The 12,595-nt window shown below is 63.3% G+C and carries 13 protein-coding genes; 7 read left to right on the top strand and 6 right to left on the bottom strand.

Annotated elements, in window-relative coordinates; genetic code table 11:
* Window positions 1-24: 24 nt before the first annotated feature.
* The 3 genes from JYG36_RS07660 to JYG36_RS07650 form a co-directional block, all read right to left on the bottom strand.
* The gene (locus JYG36_RS07660; protein WP_045195438.1) at window positions 25-1,683 is read right to left on the bottom strand and encodes a cation acetate symporter; all 1,659 of its coding nucleotides are present in this window, start codon (window positions 1,681-1,683) and stop codon (window positions 25-27) included.
* Window positions 1,680-1,991: a DUF485 domain-containing protein gene (locus JYG36_RS07655; RefSeq protein WP_038994010.1), complete on the bottom strand. Its 312-nt coding sequence runs from the start codon at window positions 1,989-1,991 to the stop codon at window positions 1,680-1,682. Before JYG36_RS07655 ends, JYG36_RS07660 begins: the two co-directional genes overlap by 4 nt.
* A gap of 191 nt (window positions 1,992-2,182) precedes the next feature.
* Window positions 2,183-3,031, bottom strand: a complete 849-nt coding sequence (locus tag JYG36_RS07650; RefSeq protein WP_045195441.1) for a glycine betaine ABC transporter substrate-binding protein — start codon at window positions 3,029-3,031, stop codon at window positions 2,183-2,185.
* A 224-nt stretch (window positions 3,032-3,255) separates the two neighbouring features.
* On the opposite strand from JYG36_RS07650, the gene JYG36_RS07645 reads away from it, so the two are divergent.
* Window positions 3,256-4,812, top strand: a complete 1,557-nt coding sequence (locus JYG36_RS07645; protein WP_213603496.1) for a glycoside hydrolase family 17 protein — start codon at window positions 3,256-3,258, stop codon at window positions 4,810-4,812.
* Between the two features lie 98 nt (window positions 4,813-4,910).
* On the opposite strand, the gene JYG36_RS07640 is transcribed toward JYG36_RS07645, so the two are convergent.
* A complete protein-coding gene (locus JYG36_RS07640) occupies window positions 4,911-5,267 on the bottom strand; it encodes a hypothetical protein (RefSeq protein ID WP_213603495.1) in 357 nt (118 codons plus the stop codon).
* A 242-nt stretch (window positions 5,268-5,509) separates the two neighbouring features.
* Between JYG36_RS07640 and mlaY the strand changes: the two genes are divergently transcribed.
* Window positions 5,510-6,808, top strand: a complete 1,299-nt coding sequence (gene mlaY, locus JYG36_RS07635) for a lipid asymmetry maintenance lipase MlaY (protein ID WP_045195447.1) — start codon at window positions 5,510-5,512, stop codon at window positions 6,806-6,808.
* Window positions 6,801-7,604, top strand: coding sequence for an MlaA family lipoprotein (locus JYG36_RS07630; protein ID WP_045195448.1), 804 nt, complete (start codon window positions 6,801-6,803; stop codon window positions 7,602-7,604). Before mlaY ends, JYG36_RS07630 begins: the two co-directional genes overlap by 8 nt.
* A gap of 6 nt (window positions 7,605-7,610) precedes the next feature.
* On the opposite strand, the gene JYG36_RS07625 is transcribed toward JYG36_RS07630, so the two are convergent.
* Complete coding sequence (locus JYG36_RS07625; RefSeq protein ID WP_213603494.1) at window positions 7,611-8,768, bottom strand: patatin-like phospholipase family protein; 1,158 nt, start codon at window positions 8,766-8,768, stop codon at window positions 7,611-7,613.
* A 103-nt stretch (window positions 8,769-8,871) separates the two neighbouring features.
* Window positions 8,872-9,804, bottom strand: a complete 933-nt coding sequence (locus JYG36_RS07620) for a lipid A biosynthesis lauroyl acyltransferase (RefSeq protein WP_045195451.1) — start codon at window positions 9,802-9,804, stop codon at window positions 8,872-8,874.
* Window positions 9,805-9,925: 121 nt separating this feature from the next.
* On the opposite strand from JYG36_RS07620, the gene minC reads away from it, so the two are divergent.
* The 4 genes from minC to JYG36_RS07600 all read left to right on the top strand — a co-directional run bounded on the left by minC (window position 9,926) and on the right by JYG36_RS07600 (window position 12,588).
* A complete protein-coding gene (gene minC / locus JYG36_RS07615) occupies window positions 9,926-10,675 on the top strand; it encodes a septum site-determining protein MinC (protein WP_093387360.1) in 750 nt (249 codons plus the stop codon).
* Between the two features lie 98 nt (window positions 10,676-10,773).
* Window positions 10,774-11,586, top strand: coding sequence for a septum site-determining protein MinD (minD, locus tag JYG36_RS07610; protein ID WP_045195453.1), 813 nt, complete (start codon window positions 10,774-10,776; stop codon window positions 11,584-11,586).
* Window positions 11,587-11,589: 3 nt separating this feature from the next.
* Window positions 11,590-11,844 carry a cell division topological specificity factor MinE gene (minE, locus tag JYG36_RS07605; RefSeq protein ID WP_010224188.1) on the top strand — a complete coding sequence of 85 codons (255 nt, stop codon included), beginning with the start codon at window positions 11,590-11,592 and terminating at the stop codon, window positions 11,842-11,844.
* A 108-nt stretch (window positions 11,845-11,952) separates the two neighbouring features.
* A complete protein-coding gene (locus tag JYG36_RS07600; RefSeq protein ID WP_093380382.1) occupies window positions 11,953-12,588 on the top strand; it encodes an RluA family pseudouridine synthase in 636 nt (211 codons plus the stop codon).
* The last annotated feature ends 7 nt before the right edge of the window (window positions 12,589-12,595 follow it).

Genomic DNA, 12,595 nt, shown 5'->3' with positions numbered 1-12,595 from the left:
GCCAAAGGCTGCCTTTTTGCTTACTTAGTGAGACACCGCACCGCTGGCACCCAGGCCAGTCTGCGAGCGCACGAACTGCGGGAAGAACAGCGCGCGTTCGTCATCGGCGGCCTTGGACTTGTCGGTGATCGAGAAGAACCAGATACCGGTAAAGGCAATGATCATCGAGAACAGCGCCGGGTACTCGTACGGGTAGATCGCCTTCTCGTGGCCGAGGATCTGCACCCAGATGGTCGGGCCGAGGATCATCAGCGCCACGGCACTGATCAGGCCCATCCAGCCACCGATCATGGCGCCACGGGTGGTCAGTTTCTTCCAGTACATCGACAGCAGCAGTACCGGGAAGTTACAGCTGGCAGCGATGGAGAACGCCAGGCCGACCATGAAGGCGATGTTCTGGCTTTCAAACAGGATGCCCAGGCCGATCGCCAACACGCCAAGGGCGACGGTGGTGATCTTCGAGACGCGGATCTCATCCTTCTCGTTGGCTTTGCCCTTCTTGATCACGCTGGCATACAGGTCGTGGGACACCGCCGAGGCACCGGCCAGGGTCAGGCCGGCAACCACCGCCAGGATGGTGGCGAAGGCCACTGCCGAGATGAAGCCGAGGAACACGCTGCCACCCACGGCATCGGCCAGGTGCACCGCCGCCATGTTGTTGCCGCCGATCAGGGCGCCGGCAGCGTCCTTGAACTCAGGGTTGGTGCTGACCAGCAGGATCGCGCCGAAGCCGATGATGAAGGTCAGGATGTAGAAGTAGCCGATGAAACCGGTGGCGTACAGCACGCTCTTGCGCGCTTCCTTGGCGTCGCTGACAGTGAAGAAGCGCATCAGGATGTGCGGCAGGCCAGCGGTACCGAACATCAGCGCCAGGCCCAGCGAAAACGCCGAGATCGGATCTTTGACCAGCCCGCCCGGGCTCATGATCGCTTCACCTTTGGGGTGAACCTTGATCGCTTCGGAGAACAGCGCGTTGAAGTCGAAGTTGACGTGCTTCATCACCATCAGCGCCATGAAGCTGGCACCGGAGAGCAACAGCACGGCCTTGATGATCTGTACCCAGGTGGTCGCGAGCATGCCGCCGAACAGCACATACATGCACATCAGGATGCCCACCAGGATCACCGCGACGTGGTAGTCCAGGCCGAACAGCAGCTGAATCAGCTTGCCGGCACCGACCATCTGCGCGATCAGGTAGAACGCCACCACCACCAGCGAGCCCGAGGCCGACAGGGTGCGGATTTCCTTCTGCCCGAGGCGATACGAGGCGACGTCGGCAAAGGTGTATTTACCCAGGTTGCGCAGGCGCTCGGCGATCAGGAAGAGAATGATCGGCCAGCCGACCAGGAAGCCGATCGAGTAGATCAGGCCATCGTAACCGGAGGTGAACACCAGGGCGGAAATACCCAGGAAGGATGCGGCCGACATATAGTCGCCGGCAATCGCCAGGCCGTTCTGGAAACCGGTGATGCGCCCGCCGGCGGCATAGTAGTCGGAAGCGGACTTGTTACGCTTGGACGCCCAGTAGGTGATGCACAGGGTGGCACCGACGAAGGCGACGAACATGACGATCGCCGAGACGTTCAAGGGTTGTTTCTGCACCGCGCCGGTGAGGGCGTCAGCGGCCCAGACGGCGGGTGCAAAAACGCCGAAGGCCAGGGTTGCCAGTAGACGCCGGATCATTGCTGAGCCTCCTTGAGGATCGCCTTGTTCATCTCGTCGAACTCGCCATTGGCGCGACGCACGTAGATGGCCGTGAGGATGAAAGCCGAGATGATCAGACCGACACCAAGGGGAATACCCCAGGTGATCGACGAGTCAGGGCTGAGCTTGGCACCGAGAATATGCGGGCCATAGGCAATCAACAGGATGAAGGCGGCGTAGAGACCGAGCATGATCGCCGAGAGAATCCAGGCGAAACGTTCGCGTTTTGAAACCAGCTCCTTGAACCGCGGGCTGTTTTGTATCGAGAGGTAAATGCTGTCGTTCATTGTTTTTGTCCTCGCAGCACAGATTAGGTAGTACCCACTCCACTTTATGCTGCCTTCGAACGCACTCCAGACGACCTTAGTCTTAGATGCAAAACTCTTTTACCGATTCGGTAACAGCCTGAAACGACAAGGGCCGCACCGGCGTTTCGCGGGTGCGGCCCTGGAAGGTGCCAGATAGAGGCTTTAAGCCATTATTTGCCGGTCCACTCGGCTACGCGTTCCGGGTGCTTGGCCACCCAGTCCTTGGCTGCGGCTTCAGGTTTTGCGCCCTCTTGAATGGCCAACATGACCTCACCGATTTCATCCTTGGACTGCCACTGGAATTTCTTCAGGAACGCCGCCACTTCCGGCGCCTTGCTGTCCAGTTCCTTGCTGCCGATGCTGTTGACGGTTTCGGCGGCGCCATACACGCCTTTGGGGTCTTCGAGGAACTTGAGCTTCCACTTGGCGAACATCCAGTGCGGCACCCAGCCGGTCACCGCGATCGATTGCTGCTTGGCATAGGCGCGGCCAAGCTCTGCGGTCATCGCCGCGCCAGAGCTTGCCTGCAGTTTGTAGCCGGTGAGGTCGTAGTCCTTGATGGCCTGGTCGGTCTTGAGCATGACCCCGGAGCCTGCGTCGATGCCGACGATTTTCTGTTTGAAGCTGTCATCGGTCTTGAGGTCGGCCACCGAGCTGGCCTTGACGTATTCGGGGACGATCAGGCCGATCTTGGCATCCTTGAAGTTGGGGCCGTAGTCGACCACGTTGTCCTTGTTCTTGGTCCAGTATTCGCCATGGGTTACCGGCAACCAGGCCGAGAGCATGGCGTCGAGCTTGCCGGTGGCCACCCCCTGCCACATGATGCCGGTGGCCACGGCCTGCAGTTTGACGTCATAGCCGAGCTTCTGCCTGATGACTTCGGCGGCGACGTTGGTGGTCGCCACACTGTCGGACCAGCCATCGACATAGCCGATGCTCACTTCCTTGGCCAGCGCTTGCCCCGCGCCAATGGCCAGTACCAGGGCGGTGCCCACCCCCAGGAGTCGTCGCATTTTCATCCAAGCATCCCCTCGTCACGTCACGGAAGCTGCATCATCAACCGCGCATGGTCGCTGACCTGCTCTGGTAGCGACCTCGGGACAACGAGAAACGACATCACATCGCCAGCCATTGAAATCGTTACATCAAGCAACACCCACCCTGACGATCTTTGTAGCCCAAGGCTTTGGCCGGCGCCATTTGCGGGTACTATTGACGGCTTTGTTTCCAGACGGTCTGTTCCATGTCCTCGACTGCGCGCTTCCCGCTATTACCCTACCTGTTCGCCTGCCTGCTGGGCCTGTTCGCCCTCGCAGGGCTGTGGTACGGCCTGGGCAAGCCGGTGGTGCTGCCGGATGCGGCCAGCGCGTCGCACAAGCTGCAGTGCGCCTCCTACACCCCGTTCGACAAGGACCAGTCGCCGTTCGACCAACCGTTCCAGCTGCGCCCGGCGCGCATGGACGCCGACCTGGCCTTGCTGGCCGAGCGTTTCGAGTGCATCCGCACCTACTCGATGACCGGCCTTGAGGCCATCCCCGACCTTGCCCGCAAGCATGGCCTGAAGGTGATGCTCGGCGCCTGGATCAACGCCAACCCGGTGGATTCGCAAAAAGAGGTCAAGGCCCTGATCGCCTCGGCCAATGCCAACCCGGATGTGGTCAAGGCGGTGATCGTCGGCAACGAAACCCTGCTGCGCAAGGAAGTCACCGGCCCGCAACTGGCGGCGCTGATCAACCAGGTGAAAAGCCAGGTCAGCGTGCCGGTGACCTACGCCGATGTCTGGGAGTTCTGGCTGCAACACCCCGAGATCGCTCCGGCGGTGGACTTCCTGACCATCCACCTGCTGCCCTACTGGGAAGATGACCCGAAGAGCATCGACGATGCCCTGGTGCACGTCGGCGAGATCCGCCAGGTGTTCGGCAACCGCTTCGCGCCCAAGGAGATCGTCATTGGCGAAACCGGCTGGCCGAGCGAAGGCCGCCAGCGCGAAACCGCCCTGCCCAGCCGGGTCAACGAGGCACGCTTCATTCGCGGCTTCGTCGCCATGGCCGAACAGCACGGCTGGCAGTACAACCTGATCGAAGCTTTCGACCAGCCCTGGAAACGTGCCAGCGAAGGCGCCGTGGGCGGCTACTGGGGCCTGTATGACGCCGACCGCCAGGACAAGGGCATCCTTGAAGGGCCGGTGAGCAACCTGGCGTTCTGGCCGCAGTGGCTGGGCGCAGGTGTCGTGCTGTTCGCCGCCACCCTGCTGCTGGCCGGGCGCGTACGCGGCACTCGCAGCGCTTTGCTGTTGCCACTGCTGGCGGCCCTGGCTGCGGCCAGCCTGGGCCTGTGGGGCGAGCAGTTGCGCATCAACAGCCGCTTTGTCGGCGAGTGGGTCTGGGCGATTGTGCTGGTGGGCCTGAACCTGCTGGTGCTCGCCCATGCTGCGCTGGCCTTGTCGCAACGCCAGGGCTGGCGCCAGCGGGCCTTCGCCTGGCTCCAAGCGCGTGGCGGCTGGTGGTTGCTGGCGGCGGGTTTTGCCGCGGCGGTGAGCATGCTGGCGCTGGTGTTCGACCCGCGTTATCGCAGCTTCCCCAGCCCCGCCTTGCTGTTGCCGGCAGTGGTGTACCTGCTGCGGCCGGTGGCGGCACGCCGGGGCGAAGCGGCCTTGCTGGCGTTGATCATCGGCGCCGGCATCGCCCCGCAGCTGTACCGTGAAGGGCTGAGCAACCAGCAGGCGCTGGTCTGGGCCGGGGTGAGCGTGCTGATGGTGGCGGCGTTGTGGCGTAGCTTGCGGGTTCGGGTTCAGCAGTGAACCATCGCGGGGCAAGTCGGATCGCCGCACCGCCGCTCCCACAGAGATCACTGTAGGAGCGGCGGTGCGACGACTCGACTTGACCCGCGATAAGACAACTAACGCCGTACCAGCCGCAACCCCGCCAGCACCACGGCAAACACGGCAATGCTCGCGGTGTACAGCACCAATGCCGGCACCCCGCACACCAGTGCCGCCACCGCCAGGCGCCAACCCGCGCGCCCTGGCACCAGCATGGCCAGCAGTGCCAGGCCCAGGGCCGACCAGGCCACGATCCTGAAGTGAATCATCAACCCCATCAGCGAACGCGCCTGGCAGCCCCACAGTTGTGCCTGGTCGGCGCAGGTCGCCACCCAGTGGGCATCTTCCATCAGCACATAACGCAGCCCATAGCTTGCCGCCAGCCACAAGGGCAGAAACACCAGCAATGCGATCAGCGGTAAACGGCGGGACATGCGACACTCCAGAAACATGAAAATCGGCGCCCAGCATAATCGTCCGGGGCGTCTATGCAAGGCAAAAGCGCCAGCCTCAGCTACTTTGTCCTGTAGATAAATGGAACCAATTGTTGCGAATCCTCATTGGACGGCGGCAACATCTGGGACGATAAATGCCGGAGCGCCAGGCAACTTTGCCGGGGCCACCATGGTCCTAGCCTGCGTAACGCACTTTGCTGCTGCATTTTTGGGGATCCGTCATGCTTCGTTCTCTGCGCCTCGCTGCCCTGTTGGGTGGCTTTATCTCGAGTGCGTGCGCTTGGGCACAAACCATCGACGCGGCCAGTTACGGCTATCCGTTGACCAACCCGTTCGAGGCGACCATCGCCACGACGCCGCCGGAGCTACGCCCGGAGCTGCCTAGCGACGACGACATCACCCAGTCCGACTACAGCCTGAACATGCGCCCGGAACGGGCCTTCACCCTGCCCGACAATTTCTGGCCGGTGAAAAAGCTCAAGTATCGCCTGGCCCGCCAGGACCACGAGGCGCCGCTGATTTTCCTGATTGCCGGCACCGGCGCGCCCTACTCCAGCAGCATCAACGAGTACCTGAAAAAGCTCTACTACAAGGCTGGCTACCACGTGGTGCAGTTGTCATCGCCGACCAGCTTCGACTTCATCACCGCCGCCTCGCGCTACGCCACCCCCGGGGTGACCAAGGAAGACGCCGAAGACCTTTACCGGGTGATGCAGGGCGTGCGCGCTCAGCACCCGCGCCTGCCGGTCAGCGAGTACTACCTCAGCGGCTACAGCCTCGGCGCCCTGGATGCGGCGTTTGTCAGCCACCTGGATGAAACCCGGCGCAGCTTCAACTTCAAGCGCGTGCTGCTGCTCAACCCGCCGGTCAACCTCTACACCTCGATCAGCAACCTCGACAAGCTGGTGCAGACTGAGGTCAAGGGCGTCAACAACAGCACCACCTTCTATGAGCTGGTGCTCAACAAGCTGACCCGCTACTTCCAGCAGAAGGGCTACATCGACCTCAACGATGCGCTGCTGTACGACTTCCAGCAGTCACGCCAGCACCTGTCCAACGAGCAGATGGCAATGGTCATCGGCACCTCGTTCCGCTTCTCGGCGGCCGATATCGCCTTTACCTCCGACCTGATCAACCGCCGCGGCCTGATCATCCCGCCCAAGTACCCGATCACCGAAGGCAGCAGCCTCACGCCGTTCTTCAAGCGCGCGTTGCAATGCGACTTCGACTGCTACCTGACCGAGCAGGTGATCCCCATGTGGCGTGCCCGCACCGACGGCGGCAGCCTGTTGCAACTGGTCGACCAGGTCAGCCTCTACGCGCTCAAAGACTACCTGCAACAGAGCCCGAAAATCGCCGTGATGCACAACGCCGACGACGTCATCCTCGGCCCTGGCGACCTGGGCTTCCTGCGCAGCGCCTTCGGCGATCGCCTGACCCTGTACCCCCACGGCGGCCATTGCGGCAACCTCAATTATCGCGTCAACAGCGACGCCATGCTGGAGTTCTTCCGTGGTTAAACGCCTACTGATCATTAGCGCGCTGCTGGCCTGCGGCCTGGCCCAGGCGGCTGAAGAAACCGCACCGCGCGCCAGCGTCATCGAAGCCGATCCGGTCGATGCCGATGGCTTCACCGAACCGCTCAAGGCACTCAAGTTCAACCCCGGCCTGGACCAGCGCGAATTCGAACGCTCGACCCTGGCGGCGCTGAACGTCTACGACCCGCTGGAATCGATGAACCGGCGCATCTACCACTTCAACTACCGCTTCGACCAATGGGTGTTCCTGCCGGTGGTCAACGGCTACCGCTACATCACCCCGCACTTTGTGCGCAGCGGCGTGAGCAACTTCTTCAGTAATGTCGGCGATGTGCCGAACCTGCTCAACAGCCTGCTGCAGCTCAAGGGCAAGCGCTCGATGGAAATCACCGCGCGCCTGCTGCTCAACACCACCATCGGCGTCGCCGGCCTGTGGGACCCGGCAAGCAAAATGGGCCTGCCGCACCAGAGCGAGGATTTCGGCCAGACCCTGGGCTTCTACGGCGTGCCGGAAGGCCCATACCTGATGCTGCCGATCATCGGCCCGTCGAACCTGCGCGATACCGGTGGCCTGGCGGTGGACTATGGCGCCGAGAACTGGATCAACTTCCTCAACGTCGCCGAAGTCAGCAGCAACCATCCGGAAGTCTGGGTACTGCGCGCCGTCGACAAGCGCTACACCACCAGCTTCCGCTATGGCCAGCTCAACTCGCCGTTCGAGTACGAGAAGGTGCGCTACGTCTACACCGAGGCGCGCAAGCTGCAGATCGCCGAGTAAGCGCCCTCAGCTGGGCGCCGGCAGGCCAAGAAAGCCGCACAGCTCGCGGCGCTTGGCCAGGGCGTCGCGGCGCCCGAGTTCAATCAGCTCGCTGCAATAGCCGGCTTCGAACAGCAGGTAGCTGAGCACCCCGGCGCCGCTGGTTTTGGTCGCCCCCGGGCCGCGCAAAAACAGCCGCAGCGCCGCCGGCAACTCACGTCGGTGGCGGGCGGCGATCTCGTCCAGCGGCTGGCTGGGCGCAACCACCAGCACCTCGACCGGCGCCAGGCCCAGGCGCCGGCGTTCCAGGTGCTCGGGCATCAGGTGGCTAAGGTGGTTGAGCCGCTGCAGCAGCTCGATATCGTCTTCCAGGCTGTCAATGAAGGTGCTGTTGAGCATGTGCCCGCCGATCTGTGCCAGGCTCGGCTGCTGGCCGCTGAAGATGCGCTGGCGCATTTCGCCTTCATGGGGCCGCTGCGGGTTGCCGCTGACCCCGACCACCAGTACCCGGCTGGCGCCCAGGTGCAGGGCCGGGCTGATCGGCGCCGACTGGCGCACCGCGCCATCACCGAAGAATTCCTCACCGAGCTTGACCGGAGCGAACAGCAAGGGGATCGCCGAGCTGGCCAACAGGTGCTCGACGCTCAGACGGGTCGGCAGGCCGATACGCCGGTGGCGCAGCCAGGGGTCGATGGCGCCCTTGCCCTGGTAGAAGGTCACCGCCTGGCCGGACTCGTAACCAAAGGCCGTCACCGCCACCGCGCGCAGGTGCTGCTGCTCGATGGCGTGGCCGATGCCGTTGAGGTCCAGGTGCTGGCTGAGCAGTCTGCGCAACGGCGAGCTGTCGAGCAGCGCCACCGGAACCGGCGCGCCGAGACCAAGCAGGCTGTGACCGACGAAGCGGCTGGCCTGGCGGATCACCCCGGGCCAGTCGCTGCGCAGCACCTGATGGCTGCGAAAGCCCTGCCAGAAACTGGTCAGGCGGCGGATCGCGTCAGCAAAATGAGTGGCGCCGCTGGCCAGGGTCACGGCATTGATGGCGCCGGCCGAGGTGCCGACGATCACCGGGAAGGGGTTGGCGGCACCGGGCGGCAGCAGGTCGGCGATGCCGGCCAGCACACCGACCTGGTAGGCGGCGCGGGCGCCGCCGCCGGAGAGGATCAAGCCGGTGATCGGTTCAGCCATTTTACCTTCCTGGATTTTTGGTGAATTCATCGCGGGTCAAGCCCGCTCCCACAGATAGTTGTGGGAGCGGCGGTGCGACGACTCGACTTGACCCGCGATAGCCTCAACGCCGTTTTTCGTAGAGCTTCGGCGCCCCCGGCGGACGCGACTTGAAGCGCCGATGCGCCCACAGGTACTGCTCCGGGCATTCGCGCAGCGCCGTTTCGATCCACTGGTTGATGCGCAGGCAGTCGGCCTCTTCGGTCTCACCAGGGAAATCCGCAAGCGGCGGATGAATCACCAGCCGGTAACCGCTGCCATCGGCCAGGCGCTGCTGGGTGAAGGGGATCACCCGTGCCTTGCCCAGGCGGGCGAACTTGGTGGTGGCGGTGACGGTCGCCGCTTCGATGCCGAACAGCGGCACGAACAGGCTCTGCTTGGCGCCGTAGTCCTGGTCGGGTGCGTACCAGATGGCACGGCCGGCGCGCAGCAGCTTGAGCATGCCGCGCACGTCCTCGCGCTCTACCGCCAGCGAATCGAGGTTGTGCCGCTCGCGGCCACGGCGCTGGATGAAGTCGAACACCGGGTTGCCGTGCTCGCGGTACATGCCGTCGATGGTGTGTTCCTGCCCCAGCAGCGCGGCGCCGATCTCCAGGGTGGTGAAGTGCAGGGCCATGAGGATGGCACCCTGGCCATCACGCTGGGCGGCCTGCAGGTGCTCGAGCCCTTCGATGTGCGCCAGGCGCGCCAACCGGGCCTTTGGCCACCACCAGCTCATGGCCATTTCGAAGAAGGCGATGCCGGTGGAAGCGAAATTTTCCTTGAGCAGGCGCTGCCGTTCGACGGACGGTAGCTCGGGGAAACACAGTTCCAGGTTGCGCGCCGCGATGTAGCGGCGTTCGCCGGCCACCAGGTACATCAGCGCCCCCAGGGCACGGCCGATCACCAGCAAGGCCCGGTACGGCAGCTGCACGATCAGCCACAGCAGGCCCAGGCCCAGCCACAGCGGCCAGAAGCGCGGGTGCAGAAAGTAACGACGAAAACGCGGGCGATCCATTAAAGATTCCGGAAAGACAAGGGCCGGGCATTCTACAACGGTTCGGCACGGGTTGCGGCCAACCGGTGTTCTCGTTATAAGTCTGGGCACTTTTTCGTAACAAGCCGCCCTAATGCAGACCATGAGCCAAACCCAAACGCCAGACCAAGACCCCGTGTTCCAGCTCAAGGGCAGCATGCTCGCCATTACCGTGCTCGAGCTCGCCAGGAACAACCTCGAAGGCCTCGACCGGCAGTTGGCGGCCAAGGTCGCCCAGGCGCCGAATTTCTTCAGCAATACCCCGCTGGTACTGGCCCTGGACAAGCTCCCGGCCGGCGAAGGCGCGGTCGACCTGCCCGGGCTGATGCGCGTCTGCCGCCATCACGGCCTGCGCACCCTGGCCATCCGCGCCAGCCGTATCGAAGACATTGCCGCGGCGATCGCCATCGACCTGCCGGTGCTGCCGCCCTCCGGTGCCCGTGAGCGGCCGCTGGAGCCGGAGCCGGAAGTGAAGAAGCCCGAGCCTGCGCCCGCCCCCGTGGCGCCGCCGGAGCCGGCCATCCGCCCGACCAAGATCATCACCACCCCGGTACGCGGCGGCCAGCAGATCTACGCTCAGGGTGGCGATCTGGTAGTAGTGTCGTCGGTCAGCCCGGGCGCGGAACTTCTCGCCGATGGCAACATCCATGTGTACGGTGCAATGCGTGGGCGGGCACTGGCCGGGATCAAGGGCAATACCCGGGCGCGGATCTTCTGCCAGCAGCTGACCGCCGAGATGGTCTCGATCGCCGGGCAATACAAGGTCTCCGAAGACCTGCGCCGCGATCCGCTGTGGGGGGCCGGGGTACAGGTCAGCCTGTCCGGTGACGTGTTGAACATCACCCGTCTTTAACGGATACTTGCCGCCATTTTCTGCGCAACTTTTTTTCGATGTTGCCGTTTTTTGTATTTTTTGGGACTCGACGTCCTTTTCTTTAGGGGTGAAACACCTTGGCCAAGATTCTCGTGGTTACATCCGGCAAGGGTGGTGTGGGTAAGACCACCACCAGCGCCGCTATTGGTACCGGCCTCGCACTGCGCGGCCACAAGACTGTCATCGTCGACTTCGACGTCGGCCTGCGTAACCTCGACCTGATCATGGGCTGCGAACGCCGCGTGGTGTACGACTTCGTCAACGTCGTCAACGGCGAAGCCAACCTGCAGCAAGCGCTGATCAAGGACAAGCGCCTTGAGAACCTCTACGTGCTGGCCGCCAGCCAGACCCGCGACAAGGACGCGCTGACCCAGGAAGGCGTGGAAAAAGTCCTGATGCAGCTCAAAGAGGACTTCGAATACGTGGTCTGCGACTCGCCGGCCGGTATCGAGAAAGGCGCCCACCTGGCCATGTACTTCGCTGACGAAGCGATCGTCGTGACCAACCCGGAAGTCTCCTCGGTACGTGACTCGGACCGTATGCTGGGCCTGCTGGCGAGCAAATCGCGCCGCGCCGAACGCAACGAAGACCCGATCAAGGAACACCTGCTGATCACCCGCTACCACCCGGAGCGCGTCAGCCAGGGCGAAATGCTCGGCGTCGAAGACGTCAAGGAAATCCTCTCGGTGGCCCTGCTGGGCGTGATCCCTGAATCCCAGGCGGTGCTCAAGGCATCCAACCAGGGCGTACCGGTCATCCTTGACGACCAGAGCGATGCTGGCCAGGCCTATAGCGATACCGTTGACCGCCTGCTGGGCAAAAACGTGGAACATCGGTTCCTTGATGTGAAGAAGAAGGGATTCTTCGAGCGCCTGTTTGGAGGCAACTAACCAATGAACCTTTTTGACTTCTTTCGTGCCAGCAAAAAAGTAAGCACCGCCTCGGTCGCGAAAGAGCGTCTACAGATCATCGTGGCGCACGAGCGCGGTCAGCGCAGTACTCCGGACTACCTGCCAGCCCTGCAGAAGGAACTGGTGGAAGTGATCCGCAAGTACGTCAACATCGGCTCCGATGATGTGCAGGTCGCTCTGGAGAACCAGGGCAGCTGCTCGATCCTCGAACTCAACATCACCCTGCCCGATCGCTGATAGCGTTTTCGGGCACCCTGTGGGAGCGGGCTTGACCCGCGATTGCGATCTGCCAGTCATATCGCGTCGCGGGTCAAGCCCGCTCCCACAGCTATTTTGGAACACGCAATGCCGCTGTCCAACGTACACATCCTGCATGAAGATGACGCCATCCTGGTGATCAACAAGCCGACCCTGCTGCTGTCCGTACCGGGCCGGGCCGAAGACAACAAGGATTGCCTGATCACCCGCCTGCAGGAAAACGGCTACCCTGATGCCCTGATCGTCCACCGCCTGGACTGGGAAACCTCGGGGATCATCCTCCTGGCCCGCGACGCCGACAGTCATCGCGAACTGTCCCGGCAGTTCCACGACCGCGAAACCGAGAAGGCCTACACCGCACTGTGCTGGGGCCAGCCGCAGCTCGACAGCGGCAGCATCGACCTGCCGCTGCGCTACGACCCGCCGACCAAGCCACGGCACGTGGTCGACCATGAGCAGGGCAAGCATGCCCTGACCTTCTGGCGCATCGTCGAGCGCTGTGGCGATCATTGCCGGGTCGAGCTGACGCCGATCACCGGGCGCTCGCACCAGTTGCGCGTGCACATGCTGTCGATCGGTCATCCGTTGCTGGGTGATCGCCTGTATGCCTGCCCCGAGGCGCTGGCGGCCCATGAGCGGCTGTGCCTGCATGCAAGCATGCTGAGCTTTACCCACCCGGTGTCCGGGGAGCGGTTGCGCTTCGAGTGTCCGGCGCCGTTTTGACGGCGCC

This window comes from Pseudomonas sp. SORT22, from assembly GCF_018417635.1.
Classification (GTDB): Bacteria; Pseudomonadota; Gammaproteobacteria; order Pseudomonadales; family Pseudomonadaceae; genus Aquipseudomonas.
Note: the sequence above shows the minus strand (reverse complement) of the source record. Positions and strands in the feature narration are given on the sequence as shown.

Excerpts from the sequence above, each read along its gene's own strand:
- JYG36_RS07620 (WP_045195451.1), bottom strand. The coding sequence starts at position 9,804 with ATGGATCGCCCGCGTTTTCGTCGTTACTTTCTGCACCCGCGCTTCTGG.
- minE (WP_010224188.1), top strand. The coding sequence starts at position 11,590 with ATGAACCTTTTTGACTTCTTTCGTGCCAGCAAAAAAGTAAGCACCGCC.
- mlaY (WP_045195447.1), top strand. The coding sequence starts at position 5,510 with ATGCTTCGTTCTCTGCGCCTCGCTGCCCTGTTGGGTGGCTTTATCTCG.
- JYG36_RS07660 (WP_045195438.1), bottom strand. The coding sequence starts at position 1,683 with ATGATCCGGCGTCTACTGGCAACCCTGGCCTTCGGCGTTTTTGCACCC.
- JYG36_RS07645 (WP_213603496.1), top strand. The coding sequence starts at position 3,256 with ATGTCCTCGACTGCGCGCTTCCCGCTATTACCCTACCTGTTCGCCTGC.
- JYG36_RS07640 (WP_213603495.1), bottom strand. The coding sequence starts at position 5,267 with ATGTCCCGCCGTTTACCGCTGATCGCATTGCTGGTGTTTCTGCCCTTG.
- JYG36_RS07650 (WP_045195441.1), bottom strand. The coding sequence starts at position 3,031 with ATGAAAATGCGACGACTCCTGGGGGTGGGCACCGCCCTGGTACTGGCC.
- JYG36_RS07625 (WP_213603494.1), bottom strand. The coding sequence starts at position 8,768 with ATGGCTGAACCGATCACCGGCTTGATCCTCTCCGGCGGCGGCGCCCGC.
- JYG36_RS07655 (WP_038994010.1), bottom strand. The coding sequence starts at position 1,991 with ATGAACGACAGCATTTACCTCTCGATACAAAACAGCCCGCGGTTCAAG.
- JYG36_RS07600 (WP_093380382.1), top strand. The coding sequence starts at position 11,953 with ATGCCGCTGTCCAACGTACACATCCTGCATGAAGATGACGCCATCCTG.
- minC (WP_093387360.1), top strand. The coding sequence starts at position 9,926 with ATGAGCCAAACCCAAACGCCAGACCAAGACCCCGTGTTCCAGCTCAAG.